Here is a 23309-nt window from a genome sequence, read left to right on the forward strand (position 1 = left end):
TCATTATGGGGCCGCAAGACGGCAGCTTATTCTATTTTCTCATTGCTTCGATCAGGAAGCTGGATCGGCTTGTAGCTCATTATTTTAGAAACTACCGCATTCACATCCAATGTTTGATCATTTATCATATATTGCGGAGAATGAAAAACATGCTCCACCCAGGCAGGATCAGGGCTTATTTGGCTAATCCTGCTAGTAATCTGATAATCTTCCTCTTCAGATCTAGGAAATTTCATTAAAGATGAAACAAGGAAAAATAATTCATCTTCTATATTCATAGATTGGCCTTACCTTTCACATGGTTTAACGGGCTCCTAACAATTATGTTATCCATATCATAAACGTTACCGCCGCCTTTTATTTCGATATTGTGGTCCAGTTCGTACTTCAATCTTCCGCCCAATGCCTGGGAATGTTTCACACTTGGAGCATTTCCATTTCTCATCTGAAACACGTCTATAGAACTAAACTCCTTCACCAAAACCGGATCATCCGCGACTGTCATCCAAAACTTCTGCCGGAACTCGTCGAAATTTCGGAACGACTGACCAGCCAGCTTCTCCGCCACCTGCAACGGCACCTTGGCCGCATTCCGCTCGCTCCCCCGGAGCCACCGTTCGCCTTTCTGGATCCGGGGTAGGTTACCATAAGACGCCACGCCCCGCCCATAGCGCCGACTCGCCGCGGTGCCCTCAAAGCCTTCGAGCAGCTTGGGATCGTCGACCGTTTCGGCGCTGCGCTCCGCGTCCTTCGCCGCACCACCCAGCTCCCGCTCAGAGCGCCCGACGACCCCGTCGAGCTTCTTGATCCCCAGGCCGATCCCGCCGCCACCGACGCCGAGCAGGTCGATCGTGCCCGAGGTGAGGTCGCGCGCGTACGACCGGTCGGCCCCACCCGCGGTCAGCTCGTCCACCGTCGCCACAGCCGGTAGCGAGCCGTCGCGCAGCAGGCCATATTCATAGCCGCCCACCGTCGTCATCGCGTCGCCGAGCCGCTCGCCCAAGCCGGTACGCCGCAGCGCCTCGCTCACCCCCTGGTCGACCGCATAGTTCACCACCACGCCCGCCGGACCGCCCGCCAGCAGTGCGCGGCCATAAGCGAACGCGTCGCGCACCACCGGGTGCTCGTTCAGATACGCGCTGGCCTCCACCACCGCGTCCGCCGCGCGGGTCCCCAACGTCGTCTTGCCCGCGACCGCGACCTCGCCGCTGCCGTCGGTCCGCGTCGCGCCGCGCCGCGCGTCCGCCGCCGACGCCGCGATCAGCGCCTCCGGACCGCTCGCCTCGGGGTGGTCGCGCGCGAACACGATCCACGCCGCGTCCGCGCTCAGCGCCTGGCCCAGCGGCGAGCGCACGTCGTCGAGCTGCGCCGCGAGCGCCGTCACGTCCTCGCCGCGGCGCGCCGCCTCCGCCAGGATCCGCGCTTCGCGCCGCGCGCGCACACCCGCCGCCGTCCGGTCCTCGCCCGGCGCGCCGCCATAGTCGCGCACCGCGCGCGCCGCATCGCCGCGCGCGATCGCCTTCTGCCCGACCACGTCGAGCGTCAGCCGCCGCAGCAGCGCGTCCAGCGCGCCCGTCCCCGCCGCCCCATCCGACAGCGCGTGCACCTCCTCCACCGCCGCCCTGGGCAGCGCCAGCGGGTCGCGCGCCACCGCCGCCCCGGTCGACCCCAGCACGCTATGCGCCGTATTGCCGCGCACCACCGCCGCCAGCTCGCGCGCCGCGCCCACGTCGAGGTCGAGCGTCAGCCCGCTGCGCGTGTCGCGCCTTACCGCCTGCGTGCGCGCGACATCGCGGTTCACCCCCGCCAGCGCCGCCCCGGCGGGGTCGTCCCGCACCGTCACCGCGCCGTGCCCCAGCGTCGCGCGCATCACCTCGACCCGCTCGCTCGACATCACGCTCGCGTCGAGCGTCGGCACCCCGCCGCCCGCCTCGCCGCGCCGTGTCGGCGCGTTCGCCGACCCCGCCACACCGAGCGACCCACCCCGCGACCACGACCCGCTCACCACGTCGCCCGTCACCAGCCCGCCCGTCGTCAGCCGCAGCTCGCCATTGTCGTGGCCGGCGCCGTCCGTCGCCGCCAGCACGCCGCCGGTGAGCCTGATCGTCCCGTCGACCGTCCCGGCCACGGCGCCGCCGCGCGACACGATCCCGCTCGGCGCGTTCACCGCGCGCCACTCGCCCGACCGGCGCGCCCCCGCGACGTCGACCGACAGCGTCGGCCCGGTGTTGCTCTCGCCCGCGCTCACCCCGCCGCTTGTCGTGCGGCTCCACTGCGTGCGGCTGTCCTGCGGGCTGGCGATGACCAGGTCGCGCGCGATCGACAGATCCATGTCCGTCGCCCCGACCTGCGCGCCCTGCACGAGAGCGTCGCGCCCGACGTGGAGCGTCAGATGCGCACCGCCGTCGATGACGCTGTCGACCTGCCGTACCGAACGCTCGCCCGACTGCGACCGCGACGCGCGCGTCCCCAGCGTGGCGTCGGCACTCGTCGCCCCCGCCAGCCCGACGCCGACGCGCAACCCCAGGCTGTACCCGTTCGACCAGCTCGAACCGGTCCGCTCGCCGCTGTCCTGCCCGGAGCGCAGGACCAGGTCGCGGGCGGTCGAGAGCGACTCCGACTCGGTCCCCCGCACCGTCGACCCCGTCACCGTGAGGTCGCCCTCGCGCGCCTCGACCACGACATGCGCGCCCGTCACCGACGCGCCGACATCGTGCGACTCGCGCGCGTCCTCGCGGCTGCCCGAATGCGTGCTGCCGAGGCTGGCGCTGACCCCCACCGCGTCCGTCGCCGCGGTCATCAGCGAACGTGTCGTCCGCAGCGCCTCCGAGGCGGTCGTCACTACGCCCTGGCCCAGCCCGCCCGCCGCACCGCGCCCGACCCGACCCGGCAGGCCGGCGACGCTGTCGATCGCCCCGCTCAGATGCTCATACGCGCCGAGCCGCAACCCGCTCGACGAGTCGCGCCGGTCACCCCAGCGCGTGCGCGTGTCCGCGACGCCCTCGATCGTCGTCGTCTTGCCGGACAGCACGGACGTGTCCGCGCCGTGGATCGTGCTGCCGCTGACGGTCAGCTTCTCGCCCGCATCGACCTGGACGTTCCCCGTCCGCGACACCAGCGCCGCGCCGTTGTGCGTGACCGTGTCGCTGCCCCAGCGCTGCCGCGACGCGGCGCTGCCCAGGAACAGCCCGTCGCCGCCGAGCGACAGCCCGCTCTTGCGGCGGCTCGACGAACCCTCCGCATGGACGCGATCCTCGCTCGCGACCACGGCGACGTCGCTTTGGGCGAAGATCTGGATCGAATCCAACGCGCCGGCCTGCACGCCGCGCAGCAGCACGCTCCCGTCCGACGACCCGATCGTGACGTGACGGCCCGCGAGCACCGAGTCGACCGCCATGTCGGTGCTGCGCTCGACGTGGCTGGTCGCGCGCGACGACGAGAACAGCCCGCCGCCCCGCCGCGTCTTGTCCTCGCTGCTCGTGCCGCGCTCGCGCGCCTCGACGATCGCGACCCCGCCCGCGCCGAACAGCGCGACGTCGTCGCTCCTCGAGCCGATCGTCCCGCCCTCGACCGAGAGCGTCCCGCTCTTGTCGGTCAGACCCGCCGCGATCGTCACCTTGCCGCCCGCGGTCACCGACGTGCCGTTCGCGGTCTCCTGGTCGCTCGTGCGGCTCCAGCGGCCGTGGCGAGAATAGCCGCTCTCGCTCAGCTGCGTGCGGTCGACGCTCGCGCCGAGGTCGATGTCATGGCCCGCCACGATCGTCGCGGGGCCGCCCGCGCTGAAGTCGGCGCCGCGCGCGACCATGTCGTGCCCGGCGCTGACCGTGAGCGTGCCGGTCGCGGTGACGCTGCTGCCGGACTGCGTCGTCGCGATGCCGTCGCCGTATGCCGTGGCGACGTGGCGCGTCGACGCGGCCGGGTCGAGCAGCATGTCGTGGCCGGCGAACAGCGCGACGTCGCCGCCCTTGAACGCGCCGCCGGTCCCGATCACGTCGTGCACCGCCGAGATCGACGCGACCTTGCCGCCGTCGATCACGCCGCTGTTGGTCAGATCGGTGCCGGCGTGGATCACGCTGCCGTCGACCGCGCTGATCATGCCCTGGTTGACCAGCGCGCCGGTGGTGATCAGCGTCATCGTGCCGCCGCTGCTGATCCCGCCCATCGCCGCGCCCGCGGGAAGCGTCACGGGCGCGACGCGCTCGACCGTCTCGGCGTCGGTGTAGAGCGCGGCGACGCTGGTCGGCAGCGTGCCCGTCGGGGCGAGCTCGTCGGCGGTGCGCACCCGCAGCAGGTCGCCGCCGGCTCGCAGCTTGCCGGCATGGTCTAGGTCGTCGGCGTGGGTGTGCGCGAGATAGACCACGGGGGCGAGCACGCGGCGCGGACCGTCGGGGCCGGCGACCTCGGTCTCGACCAGCAGCACGATATCGGTGGTGAGCGCCGCCATCTGCTCGGCGGAGAGCGCGACGCCGGGGACGAGATGATAGGCCTCGGCGTATTCGGCGCCGGCGTCCATCAGTTCGCGGTAGCGACGCTCGGCCTCGTCGTCGCCGATCGGGCCCTCGCCGGTGAGGGCGCGGAGCTCGCGCACGACGAGCGCCTGCTCATAGGCGCCGTCGCCGAGCCGCTGCCCGACGCGGCTGGGGTCGTAGTGGAGGCGCTGGAGGAAATAGTCGCTGGAGAGGAAGTTGCGCTTGTCGGTGTAAGCGGGGTCACGCTCGATCAGATAGTTGAGCCCCGGGGTGGCGGCGCGGTCGCGCGCGCCGACCGCGCCGTCGAGCAGCGCCGCGACCGAGGGCGGCAGGCCGCTGAGCGCGTGCGGCGCGGCACCCGCGTCGAGCGGGGGCGCGGCGAAGCGCGACGCGGCGCCGACCGGCGCGAGCGCGACGCCGGCGTCGGCGTCGGCCGGCGGCAGCGCGCGCGCTACCGCGCCGGGCAGCGCGCCGACGTCGAAGCCGGTGCGGTCGACGTGGGCGAGCGACGGCGTCGTGTCGGGGCGCGCGTCGGCGCGGCGCGGTGTGGCGAGCGTGCCGACGCTGATGTCGCGCCCGGCGCTGATCGCGAGGGTGCCGCCGCCGACCGCGGTCGCCGCGACGGCCAGCGGCGCCGCGGGTGCGCCGAGCGAGGCCGCCGCCACCACGCGCGGGCTGCCGACAGCGGCGGCAGCGACGGAAGTGCTTCGAGCGGCCCGCTCGGGGCGAGCAAGTGCGAGCGCGCCGACGATGGGGACCTCGTCACGCGCATCGGTGGTGACGAGTGCTTCATGTGTCCCGGTGGTGCCCGTCGCCACCGAGACGACTTCATCGGCCGCGGGCGCTATCGCGCGCGCAGAGGCGGCGGCGGAGGGATCGTGCGTGGGCGCGGTTGCGGAGGTGGGGGTGTCGGCCGGGACAGCGGGAGCAGAGGAGTCCGCTTTGACCTTGGCCGCATAAGCCGCTGCCGCACCCGGAGAGGCGCCGACCACGAGGTTCTCTATCGTGCCCGCTACCATCGTGACCGAGGTCAAACCGACCGTCGGCGCACCTAAGCGTTCGAGTAGCTCCGTCGTCTTATCGCTGGTAGTCGACTCGTTGGCGGGATCGTCGATTATCCACGTGTGGCACGTAATTACAATACCTTTGCAATGTCTTATCTCATTGATCTTATGCACCTTGGTGGTTGTAATACGATCGATGTCGCGCGATCGTATGTCCTGAGCTCCTACCGAGAAGGCCTGTAAGGCACCGGAGGAAATGATCGACGATATCCAATTCGCCAGATACGATCCCTTAATAGTAACGTTCTTAGCTGTAATCGTGCTGGCGGCGCTGGCATTGTAGCTTTGCGTCTCGATGTCGGTAGTCGTTGTCGTTTTGACACGCTTTTTATCTTTAGACGCCGAGACTGTGACAGTCTCCTTCGTGTCGGAGAGCAGCTCGAACGACGTCCGCACGTTGAACACCTTGTCGGCCATGATCGAGATGTCGCCGACCGCCTCAATCGTCGCCGAGCTGTTGGTCAGCGTCGCGGCCTTGCCCCAGTCGCCGTCGCCACCGGGGACCTTGCCGGCGATGATCATGTCCTTCGCCGAGTGGATCAGCGCGCCGTCACCGTTGACCACGCCGCCTGGCGTCACCAGCGTGAGGCTGCCCGAGCGCGTCGCGATCACCGCTTTATCGCCGATGTTGCGGATCGCGCCCGCGCCGACCGGGCCGCCGGCGAGCGCGCCCGCGCTGGTGTCGGGCTCGCTATGTACAGTGCTGCGCGTCACCAGCAGCAGGTCGTCGCCGTAGATGTGAGCGGTATTCTCGATCCGGTCGGCGGTGAGCGAGACCGTGCCCCCGCTGATCAGCCCGTCGTTGCTCAGCACACCGCCCGCCGAGAGGTCGAGCCCGCGCGCGCGCACGATGCCGCCGCTGGCATTGGCGAGCGCGCCGTCGGCGCTCACCGTGGCGACGCCTTCGGCCTGGATCGTGCCGGCATTCGTCACGTCGCCGTGGACGGTGAGGAACAGGTTGCGCCCGGCGCTGATCGTCTGACCCGCGGCGTTGTTCCAGCCGCCCGACGTGGTCAGCGCCAGATCGTTGGTCGCGACCAGCTTGCCCAGCGCGGCGCTGGTGAAGCGCAGGTCGAGCCGGTCTCCCGCGCCGAGCGTACCCGCCGCATTGTCGATCGTCGTCGCATCCAGGCGGAGCTGTGACCCCGCTGCGATTGAGCCGGCATTGTTTACCGTCGTAGCGGTGACGGAGCCATGCCCCTCGGCCCAGATCACCCCGTCCTTGTCGTTGCGTACGATGCCCGCGTCGCGATCACTCACACCGGCCAGCGGCTTGGCGCTGATCGTCAGGTCGTCTGCCGCGATATGGCCGCCGTTGCGCAGCGACGTGCTCGCGAGCGTGACCGTGCCGGCGCCGCCGAGCTCGCCGCTGGTGTTGGTGATCGCGCCCCGTGTCGTGACGGTCAGCAAGCTCGCCCCGATCACCTTGCCGCCGGCGTTGCTCAGCGATGCGGCGGCCAGTGTCACCCGATCGGCCAGGATCACGCCGTTGCCGTTGCTGATCGCACCGCTCACCTTGGCGTCGAGCAAGCCGCCCGCCGACACCTCGCCGCCATTGTCGATCGAAGCGATCGTCAGTGAGAGGTCGCCCCCGGCATGGACCAGTCCCTTGGCGTTGCTGAGCGCCCCCGCCCCGATCTGCGCCGCGCCGGTCGCCGCGATCGTGCCGCCGCGGTTGTCGAGCGCGCCGGTCAGCGCGACATTGAGCGTGTCGCCGCCGAGGATCCGCCCGCCGCGATTGTCGAGCGTGCCGCCCGTCAGCGTCACCGGGCCGCCGCCCGCGATCTTGCCGGCGCGGTTGTCGATCACCGCCGGGTCGATATCCAGCGCGCCCGCCGCCAGCACGTTGCCGCCGACGTTGGAGAGCTTGTCGCGCAACCGCAGCACGCCCGCCGCGCCCGCGATCGTGCCGTCGTCATTGTCGAGCCCGGTCGCGATCAGGCTGTAGCTGCCGTTGCTGCGGATCGTACCGCCATTGTTGCCGAAGGCGCCGTCACTGACGAGCGTCAGCGCGCCGGTGCCGGCGTGGATGATCGTGCCGCCGGTATCGTCGATCGTCGCGGCGTGGAGACTGAGGTCGCTCGCGCCGGTCGCGATCGTGCCGCCGCGATTGTCGAGCGCGCCGGTGAGCGTCAGCGCGAGCGGGTCGGCCGCCGCGACCGTGATCGTGCCGCGCCGGTTGGTCAGCGCGCCGAGCGTCGCCGCCAGCGTGCTCGTCGCGATCGTGCCCTCCGAGCTGTCGAGCGTGGCGGCGCCGAGCGTCAGCGCGTCGGCACGGAGCGTGGCCTTGCGCGCGTCGATCGCCCCGGTCGCGGCGAGCGCGAGCGTGGGTGCCTGTGCGGTCGCGCCGGTGAGCGACAGGTCGCCCGACGTGGCGGCGATGTCGAGCGTCCGCGCGCCGAGCTGCGCGCTCGCCAGGTCCACGCTCGCGCCGCGCAGCCGCGCGCTGCCCGTCGCCGCCACGGTCGCCTCCTCGCCGCGCAGCGCGTCCGTCACGGTCAGCGACAGATCGGCGGGCGCGTCGGCGTCGGCGCGCCCCGCGAACAGCCGCGCGCCGTCGAGCGACGCCGCGCGCGCCGCGATCGTCACCCCGGTCGCGCCCGAGACGATGCCGCCGCCACTGAGCGCGAGCGCGCCGGTGCCATCGCCGTCGCTGCTGCCGCGCAACGTCAGCGCGCCGCCGCTCGCGATCGTGCCCGTGTCGCTGGCGCGGTCGCTCACCAGCAGCGTCGCGTCGCGCGCGGCGGCGAGCGTGCCGCCGTTGTCGAGCGTGGTCGCGGTCAGCCCCAGCGCGCCCGCGGTGGTGACGGTGCCGCGATTGTCGATCGCGGCGACGGCGAGCGTCAGCGCGCCGCGGCCGTGATGCGCCAGCCGGCCGCCGTCGTTGACGAGCGACGCGGCGTGGACTGACAGGTCGCCGGCGTTGGTCTCGAGCGCGCCGCCCGAGAGGTCGAGCGTCCCCGCGAGATCGAGCGCGAGCGGCGCCGTACCGCTCACCAGCAGCCGCGCCCCGTGCGTCACGCTGAGATCGTGGGTGGTAAGCGCCAGCGTGTCGGCGGCGAGCGTGGCGTCGTCGAGCTTCAGCGCGGGGGCGCTGACCGTGGCGGCGCCCGCGGTGACCAGCTGTACCTTGTCGTGCGCGGTGATCGCCGCGGCGCTGCCCAGCGCCAGCGCGTGCCCGCCGGCGACCGTGGTCGCCCCCACGTCGATCCCCTGCGCCCGCGCCGTGATCGCGAGGTCGGTCCCCGCGCTCACCATGCCGCCGTTGAACGCGATCGCGCCCGCGTCGAGCGTCACCACGCCACCGCCCGCGATCGTCCCGCCGCTCGTCAACCCACGCGTGACGGTAAGCCCCAGCGGATCGGCGCCTAGAGCCGCGATCGTGCCCGCGTTGGCGAGCGTCGTCGCGGTCAGCGTCAGCGCGCCGCCGGCGAGCAGCTTGCCGTCGTTCGCCGCGTCGCCGTCGATCGCGAGGGCCAGCGCCCCGCCCGCGCTGATCCGGCCGGCATTGGCGAGGCTGCCCGCGCGCGCGTCGATCCGTCCGCCGCCCGCGATCAGCCCGGCGGCGCGATCGGTGAGCCCGCCGTCGACGGTCAGGCTCAGCGCGCCGGGCCCCACCACGCCGATCGCGCCGTCATTGTCGAGCGCGCCGGCATGCAGCGCGAGGTCACCCGCGTTGGCCTGGATCACGCCGGTGGTGAGCAGGGTGCCGCGCGCGGTCACCGCCACCCCGCCGCGGCCGAGCAACGTGCCGCCGCGGTTGGTCAGGTCGCCAGCGCTCAGCGCCAGCGTGGCGCCGTCGAGCGTCGCGGTGTCGGTCACCAGCGCGGCGCCGGAATCGACGCGCAGCGCGCCACGTGCCGCCGCGATCGCGCGGGTGAGATCGACCGCGCCGCCCGCGAGCGCGAGGTCGCCCGTCGCCGACAGTCGCGCGCTCGTCGCACTCAGCCCTCCGCTGGTCGTCAGCGTCAGCGCCGCGGCATCGCCGGGGACCTCGCTGCCCGCGACGATCGTCGCGCCGTCGAGCACGGCGCTCGCCCCCGCGATCGTCACGCCGCCCCGCCCCGACCAGCGCCCGTCACCCGTCAGCGCCAGCGCCCCGCCCGCGACGCCGTCCGCGTCGATCGTGCCGCCTACCGTGAGCGCGCCGCCGCTCACGATCGTGCCGCGGTTGTCGAGCGCCTCGCTCACCGCCAGCGCCGCCGCCGCGGCCGCGCCGATCGTCCCGGCGTTGCTCACCCGCCGCGCGGTCAGCGCCAACCTGCCCTCGGTCAGCAGCGCGCCGCCGTTCGCTACCGTGTCGGCCTGGAGCGTGAGCGCGTCGCCATGGTGGAGCAAGGCGCCACCGTCATTGACCAGCCGGCCGGCGTTGAGATCGAGCGTCGCGGCATCGGTCTCGAACCGCCCGCCCGAGAGGTCGAGCGTGCCCGCAAGCCGCAGCCGCAGCGTGTCGGTGCTCGCCACCAGCAGTGCGGCGCCATCGACCACGCCGAGGTCGGTCGCGTCGAGCGCGAGCCGGTCGGTCGTGAGCAGCGCATGGTCGAGCGTCACCGCCCGGGCGCCGAGCGTGGTCGAGGGGGCGCTGATCCGCGCGCCGCCATCGGCGCGCAGCGTGTCGCGCGCCGTCAGCGATAATGCCTCACCCGCGCCGACCGCGGTGCCGCTCAGCACCAGGTCACCATCGCGCGCGCCGATCGCGAGACCGTGCGCCGCCGCGAGCGTGCCGCCGGTCAGTCCGACCGTGCCCGCTTCGATCGTGACGTCGCCGGCCTGGATGACGCCACGGCCGCCCAGCGCATGCGCGACATGCAGCGCCGCGGCCGCATCGTTCGCTGCCGCGATCGCTCCGTCATTGACCAGTGCACCCGCGTCAAGCTCCACCCCAGCGCGACCGGCGATCAGGCCGGCGTTGCTGGCCGCGCCGTCGACCCGCGCGACCACGCGCGTGCCGCTGAGCTCGCCCTTATTGGTCAGCGTGCCCGCGGCGAGATCGAGCGTGTCGCGCGCGGTGATGACCGCGTCGGCCGCCTGGTCGAGCGCGCCGCCGACCGCGAGCGTCAGCCCGCCGCCCAACGCGGCGATCGCGCCGCGCTGGTCGAGCGCGCCGGCGCGGATCGCCAGCGTCCCCGCGCTCGCCTCGATCAGCCCGGTGTTGTGGAGCATGGCATCCGTCGTGATCACGCCCGCGTCGCGTGCCACGATCGCACCGTCGCTGGTGAGCGAGCGCGCCGTGATATCGAGCCGGGTCGCGCCGATGCGGCCGTCACCCAACGCGACGTCGCCGGCGCTGACGAGCCGCAGCGCCGGCGCCGCGAGCGTGGCGCCGCGGGCGTCCACCCCGCCGGCGCCAGCGTCGATCGCCAGCGTGGTGCCCGCGCCCAGCGTGGCGCCGTCGAGCGCGAACCCGTCGGCGCCGAGGCCCAGTTCCCGCGCGGCGGCGATCGTACCGCCCGACAGAGCGAGGCCGCGTGCGACCGCGAGCGCGACCGCGCCGCCGCTCGACTCGATCCTTGCCTTCGCGCCGGTGAGGGCGCCCAGCCGCGCGTCGATCGTGTCGCCCGCCGCGATCGTCCCGCCGGTGAGGTCGAGCGCCCCGCCGCTGAGCGCGAGCGCGCCGCCGGCGAGCAGTCGCCCGCCCGCCGCGCCGATCGCGGCGTCGCCGGCGTCCAGCGCGAGATCACGCCGTGCCGAGATCGTCCCACCCGCCAGTGCGAGGTCGCCGCCACGCACCGCGACGTCGCCCGCGCCAGCGATCAGGCCGGCGCTATCGTCCAACGCCTCGCCGACCGTGACGCTGAGCGTGCCGTCGCCGCCGTGGAGCAATTGCCCACCCGCGGTGATCAGCCGCCGCGCGCGCACGCTCATGTCGCGGCCGTCGCCGCGCAGCAGCGTGCCGCCGAGGTCGATCGTGCCGTCGCTGGCGAGCGCGAGCGCGCCGGTCACCGCCACGCGCGCACGGCCTAGCGCGAGCGAGCCCGCGGCGACGTCGAGCGCCGCGGCGCCGATGTCGGCGCGATCGAGCGTGACCCGCGGGGCGGCCACCGCGAGCGTGCCGCCCGCGCGCAGCGTCGCCGCCGTCGCGTCGATCGCGCTGCCAGCGAACAGGCCGAGGTCACCGCCGCTCTGCAGCGTCGCCTCGCGCGCACCGATCGCATCGCCCGCGCGCAGCGTCATGGCCGCGGTGCCCGCCAATGCCGCACCGTCGGCGTCGATGATGTGCGTGGCGACGAGATCGACCGTGTCCGCACCCGTCAGCGTCGCACCGCCGAGCCGGAGCATGCCCGCCCCCTCTCCCGCCGTCGCGAACGCGCCGAGCGCGAGCGCTCCGCCGCGCGCCGCGACGTGCGCGGCGGTGAGGTCGAGCGCCGCGGCCTGTGCCACCAGCGCGCCGCCGCTCACCAGCGTCGCGCCGCGCGCGCTCAGCCCCTCGGCGACGTCGAGCCGCAGCGGCCCCGCCCCGCTCACCCCGAGCGTCGAGCCGTCCGCCGCCAGCGCGCCGGTCGCCAGCGTCAACGCCGCGCCGCCGACTAGCGTCGCGCCAGTCGCGCTCACCGCGCTGGCACGTATCGCGAGCCGGCCAGCGCTCGCGATCGTGGCGTCGTCGCTCGCCAGCCCGCCCGCGACGCCGATCGCCAGCGTGCCCGCGCCGCGATGGTCGATCACGCCCGCGCGCGCGTCGAGCGCGCCGGCCCGGATCGTCGCGTCGTCGCCGGCGAGCTGGACGGTGCCGCCGCGCAGGTCGAGCAGCCCGTTCACCGTGAGCGCGCTCGGCGCGCTGCCGGTCGTCACCAGCGTCGCGTCGGCCAGCCCGGCCGTGCCCGCGTCGAGGGTGAGGCGATCCGCGCTGAGCCGACCCGCGCCGAGATCGAGCGCGCCGACGTCGAGTTCCATCGCGCCCGCGCTCACCAGCGTCGCGCCCGGCGCCGCCAGCACGTCGGCGCGGAGCGTGAGCCCGGTCGCGCCCGCCAGCACCGCCGCGGGCGCGGTGATCGATCCGGCGTCGAGCGCCAGCGCCCCCCCGCTGACGAGCTGCGCCTGCGTCGCGCCGATCGCGCCGCGCGCCGCGATCGTCAGTCCGGTCGCCCCGCCCAGCACGGCGCGATCCGCCGCGATCGAACCCGCGTTCAGCGACAGCGTCCCGTCGCTCGTCACGCGCGCGCGGGTCAGGTCGAGCCCACCCGCCGCGCTCAGCCCGAGCTGGCCGGTCCCGGCATGGTCGATCGTCGCGTCGGCCAGCGCGAGCGCCCCCGCGTCGACCGTCGCCTTCTCTCCGCCGAGCCGCAGCGCCGCACCCACGCCGCGCAGCGTGCCGTCCACCGCGATCCGGTCATCGCCCGCCCCCGCGGTGATGAGCTGCGCCGCGTCGAGCCGCAGCGCACCGGCGTCGAGCGCCAGCGCGCCCGCCTCCAGCGTGGCGCCGGCGAGGTCGAGCTTCCCGGCGCGCAGCGTCGCCGCACCGCCCGCCGCGATCACGCTCGCGGCTGCCTGCCAGAGGCCGTCGACCGCTACATCCAGCGGACCGGCGACGCGGACCACGCCCTCGCCGAGGTCCAAGGACGCGGATCGAACAATGCCCGCGCCGCCGGAGCGCAGCGTCGCGCCGTGCGCCGCCACATCGCGCGCCGTGATCGCCATTCCCGTCGCGCCGTCGATCGTGCCCGCCGCGGCGGCCAGCCGGTCGGCGTCGAGCATGAGCGCGCCGCCGCTCGCGATCAGCCCCGCGCGCATGTCGAGCGTGTCACCGACATGCAGCGACAGCGTGCCCGCGCCCGCATGCGCGATGGCCCCGCCGACATTGTCGAGCGCGCCGGCCGTGATCGCCGCGTCCTGCCCGCCGAGCAGGATCGCCCCGCCGGTATTGTCGAGCACGCCCGTCACCGCCAGCCGCGCCTCGCCGCTGCCGCTCGTCCCCAGCTGCCCGCCGGCTAGCGTGAGCGCGGCGGCATCGAGCCCCAGCGTGTCGGCACTCACCGCCGCGCCGCTCCAGTCGATCGCACCCGCCGCGACCTGCGCCGCGCCGGTCACCGCGATCGTGCCGTGCGCGCCCGCCCAGTCACCCGCCACCCGCGCGGCGAGCGTCCCCGCGCGCAGCGTGCCCTCACCCAGATCGAGCGCGTCGAGGCGCAACGTCATCGCGCCGCCGCTCGCCAGCGTCGCGCCGCGCGCGCTCACCGCCCCGGCCTCGAGCGCGAGCGCGGACGCGCCGCTGATCGTCGCGCCGTCCGCCGCCACGTCGCCCGCGCCGAGCGCGAGCGTTCCCGCGCTCGCGATCGTGGCGTCCGGTGCCGCGAGCGCGCCCGCGACGTCGAGCGTCAGCGCCCCGGTACCGGCATGCGCGATCGTGCCATGGGCAAGCGAGAGCGCACCGGCGGAGATCGCGGCATCGCCGGCATTGAGCCGGATCGTGCCGCCGTCGCCGTCGAGCAGCCCGCGCACCGCGATTTTGGACGCGGCCGCCCCGCTCGCCGCGATCTGGCCGCCCGCGAGTGACAGCGTGTCGGCCGTGAGCGCGATCCGGTCGGCGGTGAGCGTCGCCCCGGCGAGGTCAACCGCGCCGCCGCTGATCGTCGCCGCGCCGCCCGCCGCGATCGTACCGCCCGCGCCGGCGGCGAGTGCGCCCGTCACGCCGACATCGAGCGCGTCGCCGGCGCGCAGCGTCCCGCCGGTGAGGTCGAGCGACCCCGCGGCGAGCGCCACCGCGCCTTGGCCAGCGATCATGCCCTTGCCCGCGATGTCGCCGCGCGCGTCGAGGCGGAGCAGCTTGCCGGTATTCAGCAGCGCGCCCGTGTTGTCGATCGCGCCCGCGGTGAGCGCCATGGCGCCGCCTGCGGCGATCGTCCCGTCATTGTCGAGCCGGTCGCTTAGCGTGAGCCTCATCGCCCCCGCCGCGCGCCAGCTGCCATGCTCGGCCAGCGTATCCCCGGTCGCGCTGACGCTGTCCGCCGTGATCGCGCCGGCGAGGTCGAGCCGCTGCCCGGCGACATCCAGCGCGCGGCGAAGCGACAGCTGCCCCGTCGCAGCCTGCTCGATCGTGGCGGCGCGCAGCTGCGCGCTCCCCGCGCTGAGCATGCCCGACAGCGCGAGACGGTCGGCGTCGAGCGCCAGCCTGCCCGGCGCATCGATCTGCCCCCCCAGCACCGCGTCACGCGCGGCGGCGACGTGCACGTCCCCTGTCGACCCAAATGTGCCGTCGGCACGCAGACCTGCCGCGACCGTGCCGCTAGTGACGATGCGCGGCGCCAGCATCGTCACCTCGGCGCCCGAGCCGACCAACCCCGTGTTGGTAAGCGTGCAACCGGCGCCGAGCGTCACCCCGTCACCGCCATAGACCGTGCCGGTCAGCCGCGTGTCGCCCGCCGCCAGCAACGTCGCCTGGCCGTGCGCTTTCGCGGTACCACCGACCAGCAGGTCGCCCGCGCTCGAGACCATATAGCCCTGCTCGAGGCTCGCCAGCGTGCCGTCGACGCGCACGCCCAGCCCCGCCTCGGTGCCGATCAGCCGCACCGAGCGCGCATACATGCCGCCCAGCGCGGCCACGTCGATCGCGAGCGTGGGGGGCGGTTTGGCGCCGGCGGGGAGCGCGCGCGCGGTCGCGACCGCATTCGTGACACCGTCGGTGGCGAGCATCACGTCCGCGGCGCCGCCGCTCACCGCGACACGATCCGCCCAGATCCCCGCGTTGATCGCCACGGCGCGCGCGAACAGCCCGACCTGCGCGTCGCGCGCGTCCATCCCCGCGCCCTCGATCGTGACCGCCCCGCGCTCCACCGCATAGCCGGTGACCGCGCCGCCCGGAGACCAGAACGGCTGGCCGCTGGTGAGCGTCACCTGCGGCGCGTTGATGAAGCCGCAGCCCGCGCAGCTGATCCCCTGGGCGTTCGCGATCACCACCTGGGCCGGCGTGCCCGCCACCTCGACATAGCCCGCCAGCCGCGACGGCGCGCCGCTCACCACCTCGTTGAGGATCAGATGCGCGGGGCCGCTCTGCTTGATGTTGCGGTTGCCGTCGACATAGCCGGCCAACTTCGTGGTGGTGATCTCGGCGCTGTTGTTGAGGATCAGCCCGCGCTTCTCGACGTCGAACCGGTCGTAGGTGTTGTGGCTCACCCCGGCGCCGTTGGCCGCGTTGATCTTCACCACTGGCGTGCCGTTCGCCGCCATGTCGAGCGTCGGCGCGTGCTGGCCGCCGGGCGTCACCTGCGCCGCGATCGGGCCGCTCACCAGCGACGCGATCAGCGCGGCGCGCAGCACGCGGTCGAGCCATCGCCACGCCGCGGTTGCCAGCCCGCGCGTCACAGCGACCACCCTGCGCTCAGCCCCAGCAGCGCCGAGCGCGCACCCAGCCGCGTGCGCGCGCTCAGCGGCAGCGCCACCCAGGTGTCGAATTCGGTCCTCAGCACATGCGCGTGGGTGCCGCCCCCGAGGCTGGCGGGGCGCCCGCGTGCGCCGCGCACCCGCCCCGTATCGGCGAGCAGATAGGGCATCAGCCCTGTCCCGACCCGCGCGTTCAGCTCCTGCCGCAGGAACCAGCCCGATCGCCCGATCAGCGCGCGCTGCCCGGGATAGCCACGCACCGTGAACGGCCCGCCGACCGCGATCTCGTCCGAGCCGTAGAGCGCCCGGCGACTGAGCTGCGCGTGCAGCGCGGCGTGATAGCCGATCGTGCCGCCGAGCTCCGCGCTGGCCGCGAGGTCGAACGTCGTCAACCGGTAGCGTGCGGTCGGCAGCACGCGCGGGCGTGTCGCCGGCTCGGGTTGCGCGCCGAGCCACGGCACACCCTGACGGCGCGCGACCTCGACGTCGAGCTGGCCGCGGCGCAGCTGCTGGCGATGGCTGAGCGCCAGCGCGACGTCGGTGAGATCCTGGTGCTGCAGTCCGATCTCGACGCCGTCGATCGCGCTGCGGCCCCAGCGCCGCTGCAGCGTCGCCCGTAGCGCGGTACGCGAGGCGCGGTCGCGGCAGATGACGCGCTCGGCCCAGCCCGACACCGCGGCCAGCCGCCCGCTGGTGTCGAAGGTCGCCACCTCGCCGACGACGCGCTGGCCGTAACGACTGCGCAGCGCGCTGCCGCCGAACGCCCACCAGCCGAACGGCACCGCCAGGCTCAGCCCGGTGCTGCGGCTGTCCGCGGGCAGCGCGGGGCTGCGCAGGCGGCTGTTGAGCGACAGCGTCGCCACCTCGGAGAGGCCGAGCAGGTCGAGCGTGCTCACCTGCGCCGCGCCCTGCCAATGGCCGAGCGTCTCGCCGGCGTAATCGTTGACCGAGAGTGCGGCCGACAGCGGCCACGGGTCGCGCACCGCGACGTCGACCAGCGAGTCGCCGGGCCGCGGCCCCGGGCGAAGGTCGACCGCGACCTCGCGGCCGGGCACGCGGCGCATCTGGTCCAGCCCCTGCTCGAGCGCGCGCAGCGTCAGCAGGTCGCCGCTGCCGCGCGGAAACGCGTGGCGCCACGCCCGCACTGCCCGCTCGCCCGTGAAACCGGCGACTCGGCCGGGCACGACCACCAGCCGCAGCGTACCCGCGCTCATGTCCTGAGCGGGCAGCCCGGCGCGCGTGGTCGTGAGCCCGCGCCGCAGGAACGCCCCCTCGAGCCCGCGCAGGATCACGTCGAGCCCGCCCGCGCCGACGCACTGGCCGACGTAACGGACGACGTGACGGCGCACCCAGCCGAGCCGCGCCGCGTCCGCGCCCGTCACGTCGACGCGGCGGATCGGGTAACACGGCGTCTCGACCGGCAGCGTCGCGGCGCGCTCGTAGGGCGCGGCGGCGAGCTGACTCAGCCCGCCGCGCTCGCGCTCGGCACGCTCGGCCGCCTGCCGCTCGGCGGCGCGGCGCGCCGCGTCGCGGTCGATCGCATCCCCCGGCGACGGCGCGTGGTCGTTCGCCGTGGACGGCGGCCGGATCTCCTTGGTAGCGGCGGGCCCTGCCACGGTCGCGACGATCGTCGCCAGCGCGACGAGAGCCATCATCGCACCGGTGTCCGGCGGCAGGCCCGCCAACCAAGGGCAAGTAGATGTGCAATGATATTCATGGCTTGCCAGTCATCCGAGTCGAAGCCGCTGCCGCGGTGCCACGTGCATAGAACAAGCAAGGAACGTTGCAAGTGAACGAGTGGCTCAGAAACGCCAACATCCACTTAAGTGAACTTAGGTAGGAACTAGATAACCATGTATCCTACTTCATATGATCATAAATGTTTCCGGTTCAATATGGACAGGATCTCGTTGAGGGAGGAGAATGTGGTACCCTCGCCCCGAGCACGAACGTGCGCCTCACCATCTCACGTGCGTCGAGTGTGGCTTGCGGCGCATAGGGGCCCGCGAGCTTGTACCAGTGTCACAACCGCTCGGTTTTGACACCCTCGCTCTATCATCGTTGGTGGGTTTCGGCCCCGTTGCTTCGGGGCGCCAACTGCGGGTTGAAGGGCCTATATCACCCGACGTGGCGCACGATTCAGCGGCTCAGCGTGAACCGATCGAAGGTGTCCTCCACCTCCTCGTCTTCCCAGCCGTTTGGCAGGACACCAAGATCTTCGAACACGAGGAGCGAAATGGTCATCTCGTAATGGTCGGCGAAAATAGCGACCTCCCGCGTCGGCCTATTCGACCAGATGCCGGGTGCCAAGTTCACGCCCTCTCCATCGGCTAAGAGGCTGCGGTCGCCAGCCGCCGCAAGTGATCCGGGCGGCAGTTCCATTCCGCGCGGAAAGTAGATGCGCTGGCGCACCGCCGCCGCGCTCCGCCGGCACCACAGAACATATCCGTTCGTCGCCACCACGACGGCGGCGCATAGGTTCGTACTCTCAAGCCATTTCAAAGCGGACGCAGTAAAGGACACGTCGTACCGATCAGAGCAGTGACGCAGTAGATCGAGCGTCATCTTCTGATTGCCGACCTGCTTGCGAAAATCGTTGAGTGGCATGAGGAGGTAGGATGCGAACTGGTCCGCTTCTCGCTCCTGCGAGACGGTGGCACCGAGCACGTCCGACTCGCCGCACTGGAACCCCGCTGGCTCTTGATGCCGATGGCAGAGATAGTGGCCGAACTCATGCCCTAAGGTGTAGTTGATACGCCCCGGCGAACGGATCGATGGATTGTAGAGGATACCCCAGCCACCCCGTTTCTTCAGAGGCCCCAAGGCACCTTCGAAGCCGGGCATCTCCGCTTCAGCAATCTTCAGGATTGGATCGCTGAAGCGGGTCGAATACTCCGATGCTATCACTCGCACGTCAACTGGGAAGCGCGGCCCCCACATAGTGACGAGCGCGTTTGCCCAGCCGCAAGGAGTTGTAGGATCAGTCTTCATCATCCAATGCGTCAAAGATGCGTCTTAGTCTGTTCTTAACAGCCGGATCCGCTCGTTGGAAGCGTTGGAAGAACGCTGCATCTTCCACATTCTGATTTGGCTGCGCCTGTGTTGCGTCAATTAGAAACGCCGCAGTAACGCCTAGGGTCGTGGCAATCTTTTCTAGCTTTTCAGCGGATGGACGGGCGACATCCTTATTCTCGATCTCCCACATGTAACTCTTCGAGCTTCCTGACGCCTGAGCCAACTGCTCCAGCGTCAGGCCTCGCGCACGGCGAAGCTCGTTGATCTTGATGCCCAGCTGGGATGGCATCGGTCCTCCATATTTGCGATCGGTCGGTTCGGTGATAACCTGACTTCCTGTGCTTGACAACCGAACCCGGTATAACCATACCGGAAGTATGGCAGTACCGAACTCTGCCGGAACGGAGGTCTAGCATGAGCAAAGGCAAGGGCGGTGGCTCCTATCGGAGCGCAAGCAGCGGGCGTTACGTCACGGCGGCACACGGGCGGCGTAGCCCCAGCACCACGGTGCATGAGGCGGGCGGCAAGAGCGGCAGCACTGGCGGAAGTTACCGCAGTGCCATCTCTGGCCGCTTCGTCACGACTGCGCATGGCAAGCGCAGCCCGAACACCACTACCCACGAAAAGTAATAGGCTGCGCCGCCCTATGGGCGGCGCAGCCACCTTTGGAGACCACTAATGGCGACGGTGACGTATCCCTGCTATTGGCAGAAGAAGGACAACGGCGGTTACTGGTACTGGCTTTACTACGCTTCGAATGGAAAGGCGATCTCTCGTAGCAGCGAGAGCTACGTCAATCGTTCTGATTGCGAACGCTCGATCGATATTATGAAGGGGTCCAGCGGCAGTTCCGTGTTCTATTCGGAGTGATAGCTCCGCCTACTTGCGGCAATCGAGTCAGACACAGAAGGCGGGAGGCCCGATAGGGTCGGCCCGCCTTTTCCTGCTCGGTTCTTGAGGATCAGGTCGCGACGGGCGGAACTTGGGTCCTTCTAAGTGTCACAACCGGACGGTTCTGACACCGCTCCCACTGCCACGCCCGCATGGGCCTTGAACTCGCCGGCTCAGCTCAGGCGCACGTAGAGGAGCCGATCGTCGTCGAGCATGCTCGCGTGTGTCGGCGTGATCCAATCGGCGCCGAGCATGGGATAGGGGCCGTAGAACAGGTCGCCGAGCGCACGGCGATGATGCGCGTTCATACAGCGACGTCGGCGATGCTCCGCCGCGTCGTGGATCATGTGGCAGCGCTGGCAGAGCGCCGCGAGCTTGCGGTAGTCGCTATCGGTTGGATCGTGGTAGAGGTGCGCGCACGCCAGAACCACCGGCGTCCACCGGCCGCGCGAGAGGATGTCCTCGGTCGGACGCCGTACCCGGCGCCCGCTGCCAGCGCGCCAATGGAGACGATCCGGGTCCCACCACCGACCGTCGCCTAGATGGAAGACCCTGCGCCCATGCGGTCGGCCGCAGTGCTCGCAGCGGCCCCGCGCCCGCTCGAAGCGGATGAAGCGGGAGATGTGGGGCCAATCGATCGGGTAGAGGAAGGCGTGCTCAGGACGGATCGGCATCGGTACCCTCCCCTTCCCTGCTGACGCCTGCCGACGGCGCGCGGGTGTCAGGCGCTCGAGGCGGCATGAAGCGGTAGACTGTCCCGCGCGAGATGCCGAGCTGGCGGGCGATGTGCGATCGCCTCATTCCTTCGGCCGCGAGCCTGCGTACGGCTTCCGGATCAATGCGCGGCTTGCCGCCCTTGTACACGCCGCGCGCCTTCGCCGCCTGGATGCCTTCGGCCTGGCGCTCCTTGCGGAGATTCGTCTCGAACTCGGCAAACACGCCCAGCATGTCGAGGAACGCCTTGCCCGCCGCGGTGCCGGTGTCGATCGGCTGTTCGGTGGCCTTGAGCGACACGCCCCTGCCCTTCAGCTCGTGGACGATGTCCTGCAGATCCTTCATCGATCGGGCGAGCCGATCGATGCGCGTCACCACCAGCGTGTCGCCCGCGGGCAGGAAGTCGAGCAGGATCTGGAGTTCGGTGCGCGAGCCGCGCTTGGCGCCCGACTTCTTCTCTGATCGGATTGTCTGGCACCCAGCGGCGCGCAGCGCCGCCTCTTAAATGCCGAGGTCCTGATCGATCGTCGACACTCGCGCATAGCCGAACAGCGTCATGCTGGCCCTTTCTGTTCGACCAGCTTCTAGACCCTCACAGTCGAGTGTTCGATATGTCTGCTACCCACCCTGATTGAACGGCAAAGCTGTTCCAGCCGCAGTGTGTAGTCGGGGTATACCTCGCATGAGACTTAAGCCGAGCTAGTCTGACAATGACGAGACTGTCTCGTTAACTGAGTGACTAATCGCTCTCTCTTGGAGCAGGTCATTGCCAGTAAAGCGCTCGATGCGATTGACTGCTTGTAGAGGACCGGATCAAAGGCGCGCGAGCGCAGCATGACATTTTGCGCGGAATGATCGGCCTGGCCTCGCCCGCCTCGATGTTATCGAGGATGGTGTTAGCGTCGCAAGCGCGATTAGCAAGAATATGGGCAGTTGGCAGGCCGTTTATAAGCGGCACTGCCTGGGTTGCATCAGGCCGCTGGCCTTCAGTGAGGATCAAGCGTTGGGTGCGACCAAATGTGTCAACTCCGATGTGCCACTCGGCCGTCAGCCCTCCTTGGGAACGTCCCAGAGCCTAGTCTGCACAGCCCCTTTTCTACTAGTTGCTGCCCGAGAGAGCGCACGCACAAATCACTGCGTCGATCTCCAGGTAGATCTTATCGCGAACGCGCCTGGCTTTGCCGGAAACCCGCCACACGCGCGCGACCAACCGGTGAAGCCCTCGTGGGCGTTCTTGAACTTGCCGTAGCACTTAAAAACGTCCGACCAGCGCGCACCCGATCGTAGCACGCACAGCACCGCGTTGACGCGCGGCCGAATCCCTCCGCCGTGCGCCTAGGATCACCTGCCTTGCCCGGCAGCAAGGAACCGCGTCGCTTCCACTTCCGGTCGGACGCCACATGCCGCTTCACGCCCACTAGCAGTTCAGCTCAACGGCAAAGCTGCTTAAGTTACGACCTAGCCTGAATGTCGATGCAGTTCAGGATGTGCGGCAGATCGGTCGCAGGTCCCGTCTGTCGTCCTTTACCTGTGTAGCGGGGCTCCCACAGGCAGCCCCTCTCACCCGTGCCGCGACTTCGGCGCATTTAGATGGATGTGCATGGCCCCGTCCGAACCGGCTCGTTCATCACCGCATAACTTCGAGATAAACCCGCATTCAGGAGATTTCGCATGACCACCGCTGCCGATAGCTTGCCGCGCACATCGCGACCGAACCTTGCCGAACGCAAATCGCTTGGTCGCCCAAGTGAACTCGGTCGCTTCCTCCGAATCAATGACGTAATTGCGACGACCGGACTAAGCCGTTCGACAATCTACCGGATGGTAGACGCAGGCACCTTCCCGGACCGCGTTCGCCTAACCACGCAGACGGTCGGCTGGTGGCAAGCCGACGTTGCCGCCTGGATCGAGTCGAGGCGGCATGGGTCGTAAGCGGGTAATCGCGAGCTTGGGCGTGAAGCAGTCGCCCGGCTGACCAACATCCAGTTCGCCGCCGCAACGGCAGCCGAAGTCCCCATCCGCCGCTGATTGTTGAAGCAAACCCGGTCGTCGCGGCGCTGGTCACGCCGCTGCGGCGCTTCACCGCGGCGCTCTGTTTGTATTGAAAAATACCCCTTACCCCTCAGGAAGTCACGCGGAAACCATTTCCGGACGCTGGTGCAGCACCAGCGGGACCCGACGCAGCGATGAACGTGCGACTTCACGATCGGAGCCGGTCGCTGCGCATGCAATCCGATCGAGTTCTAACGGAAATCTCGTACCGCTGTTGTGGGGGTATCGGGGGTACTTGCCCGAACGTTCTATAAAGATTCATCGATAGCACGAGGATTTAGTAATGTCGCTCTCAGAGCTGCAACCGGCACCGTGACCCACGCCCTGCCGGGTCACCGACGGCAACGCGCGCGGCCTCGCGGCGTTGGTGGCGCATGCTGCTGGCCTCTCTCCTCCTCTCTGCGGCCGCCCCGGGCGCGGTCGGTGCGATGCGCTGGGAGAAGCGCGTCCTCCTCGTCGCTGCGCCGAGCGCCGACGACCCGCGGCTGCTCCGGCAGCGCCGCATCGTGGCGCGCTGGAGTGCCGCGGCGGCCGAGCGCGACCTCGTGATGGTCGAGGTCGTCGGCGATCGCGTGACGGGCGCCAGCGATGCGGCCGCCACGCTGCGTCGGCGCTATCGCCTGCCCGCGGGCCGTTTCGCGGCGCTGCTGATCGGCAAGGACGGTGGCAGCAAGCTCCGCGAGGAGCGGCCGATCGCGGCCGCGACGCTGGAAGAGACGATCGACGCCATGCCGATGCGTCGGAACGGCGGGCGGTGAGGTCACGGCGCGGCCGTCTCGCTCGGTCCCAG

At 70.9% G+C, this 23309-nt stretch carries 10 protein-coding genes; 3 read left to right on the forward strand and 7 right to left on the reverse strand.

The window, feature by feature from the left end; all coding sequences use genetic code 11:
* Positions 1 to 26: 26 nt before the first annotated feature.
* The 5 genes from KZ813_RS03140 to KZ813_RS03160 all read right to left on the reverse strand — a co-directional run bounded on the left by KZ813_RS03140 (position 27) and on the right by KZ813_RS03160 (position 19151).
* The gene (locus KZ813_RS03140) at positions 27 to 278 is read right to left on the reverse strand and encodes a hypothetical protein (protein ID WP_219753527.1); all 252 of its coding nucleotides are present in this window, start codon (positions 276 to 278) and stop codon (positions 27 to 29) included.
* Entirely contained in the window at positions 275 to 15838 is a 15564-nt protein-coding gene (locus tag KZ813_RS03145; RefSeq protein ID WP_219753528.1) for a two-partner secretion domain-containing protein, read from the reverse strand. Before KZ813_RS03145 ends, KZ813_RS03140 begins: the two co-directional genes overlap by 4 nt.
* Positions 15826 to 17502 carry a ShlB/FhaC/HecB family hemolysin secretion/activation protein gene (locus KZ813_RS03150; RefSeq protein ID WP_219753529.1) on the reverse strand — a complete coding sequence of 559 codons (1677 nt, stop codon included), beginning with the start codon at positions 17500 to 17502 and terminating at the stop codon, positions 15826 to 15828. The genes KZ813_RS03145 and KZ813_RS03150 overlap by 13 nt, the downstream gene beginning before the upstream one ends.
* Before the next feature lie 484 nt (positions 17503 to 17986).
* Positions 17987 to 18841, reverse strand: a complete 855-nt coding sequence (locus tag KZ813_RS03155; protein WP_219753530.1) for an ImmA/IrrE family metallo-endopeptidase — start codon at positions 18839 to 18841, stop codon at positions 17987 to 17989.
* Entirely contained in the window at positions 18828 to 19151 is a 324-nt protein-coding gene (locus KZ813_RS03160) for a helix-turn-helix domain-containing protein (RefSeq protein ID WP_219753531.1), read from the reverse strand. The genes KZ813_RS03155 and KZ813_RS03160 overlap by 14 nt, the downstream gene beginning before the upstream one ends.
* Before the next feature lie 389 nt (positions 19152 to 19540).
* Between KZ813_RS03160 and KZ813_RS03165 the strand changes: the two genes are divergently transcribed.
* On the forward strand, positions 19541 to 19732 hold the full coding sequence (locus KZ813_RS03165; RefSeq protein ID WP_219753532.1) for a DUF1508 domain-containing protein: 192 nt from the start codon (positions 19541 to 19543) through the stop codon (positions 19730 to 19732).
* A 194-nt stretch (positions 19733 to 19926) separates the two neighbouring features.
* On the opposite strand, the gene KZ813_RS03170 is transcribed toward KZ813_RS03165, so the two are convergent.
* Complete coding sequence (locus KZ813_RS03170; RefSeq protein WP_258046372.1) at positions 19927 to 20427, reverse strand: hypothetical protein; 501 nt, start codon at positions 20425 to 20427, stop codon at positions 19927 to 19929.
* Positions 20411 to 20959 (reverse strand): recombinase family protein, encoded by a 549-nt coding sequence (locus tag KZ813_RS03175; RefSeq protein WP_373369251.1) that lies wholly within the window; start codon positions 20957 to 20959, stop codon positions 20411 to 20413. Before KZ813_RS03175 ends, KZ813_RS03170 begins: the two co-directional genes overlap by 17 nt.
* A gap of 1179 nt (positions 20960 to 22138) precedes the next feature.
* On the opposite strand from KZ813_RS03175, the gene KZ813_RS03180 reads away from it, so the two are divergent.
* Both KZ813_RS03180 and KZ813_RS03185 read left to right on the forward strand, forming a co-directional pair.
* A complete protein-coding gene (locus KZ813_RS03180; RefSeq protein WP_219753533.1) occupies positions 22139 to 22399 on the forward strand; it encodes a helix-turn-helix transcriptional regulator in 261 nt (86 codons plus the stop codon).
* A 494-nt stretch (positions 22400 to 22893) separates the two neighbouring features.
* On the forward strand, positions 22894 to 23277 hold the full coding sequence (locus KZ813_RS03185; protein WP_219753534.1) for a DUF4174 domain-containing protein: 384 nt from the start codon (positions 22894 to 22896) through the stop codon (positions 23275 to 23277).
* Positions 23278 to 23309 lie beyond the last annotated feature (32 nt).

This window comes from Sphingomonas folli, assembly GCF_019429525.1.
Classification (GTDB): Bacteria; Pseudomonadota; Alphaproteobacteria; order Sphingomonadales; family Sphingomonadaceae; genus Sphingomonas; species Sphingomonas folii.

Coding starts and splice junctions, on each gene's coding strand:
- KZ813_RS03160 (WP_219753531.1), bottom strand. CDS start 19,151: ATGCCATCCCAGCTGGGCATCAAGATCAACGAGCTTCGCCGTGCGCGA.
- KZ813_RS03185 (WP_219753534.1), top strand. CDS start 22,894: ATGCTGCTGGCCTCTCTCCTCCTCTCTGCGGCCGCCCCGGGCGCGGTC.
- KZ813_RS03150 (WP_219753529.1), bottom strand. CDS start 17,502: ATGATGGCTCTCGTCGCGCTGGCGACGATCGTCGCGACCGTGGCAGGG.
- KZ813_RS03140 (WP_219753527.1), bottom strand. CDS start 278: ATGAATATAGAAGATGAATTATTTTTCCTTGTTTCATCTTTAATGAAA.
- KZ813_RS03155 (WP_219753530.1), bottom strand. CDS start 18,841: ATGATGAAGACTGATCCTACAACTCCTTGCGGCTGGGCAAACGCGCTC.
- KZ813_RS03180 (WP_219753533.1), top strand. CDS start 22,139: ATGACCACCGCTGCCGATAGCTTGCCGCGCACATCGCGACCGAACCTT.
- KZ813_RS03170 (WP_258046372.1), bottom strand. CDS start 20,427: ATGCCGATCCGTCCTGAGCACGCCTTCCTCTACCCGATCGATTGGCCC.
- KZ813_RS03165 (WP_219753532.1), top strand. CDS start 19,541: ATGGCGACGGTGACGTATCCCTGCTATTGGCAGAAGAAGGACAACGGC.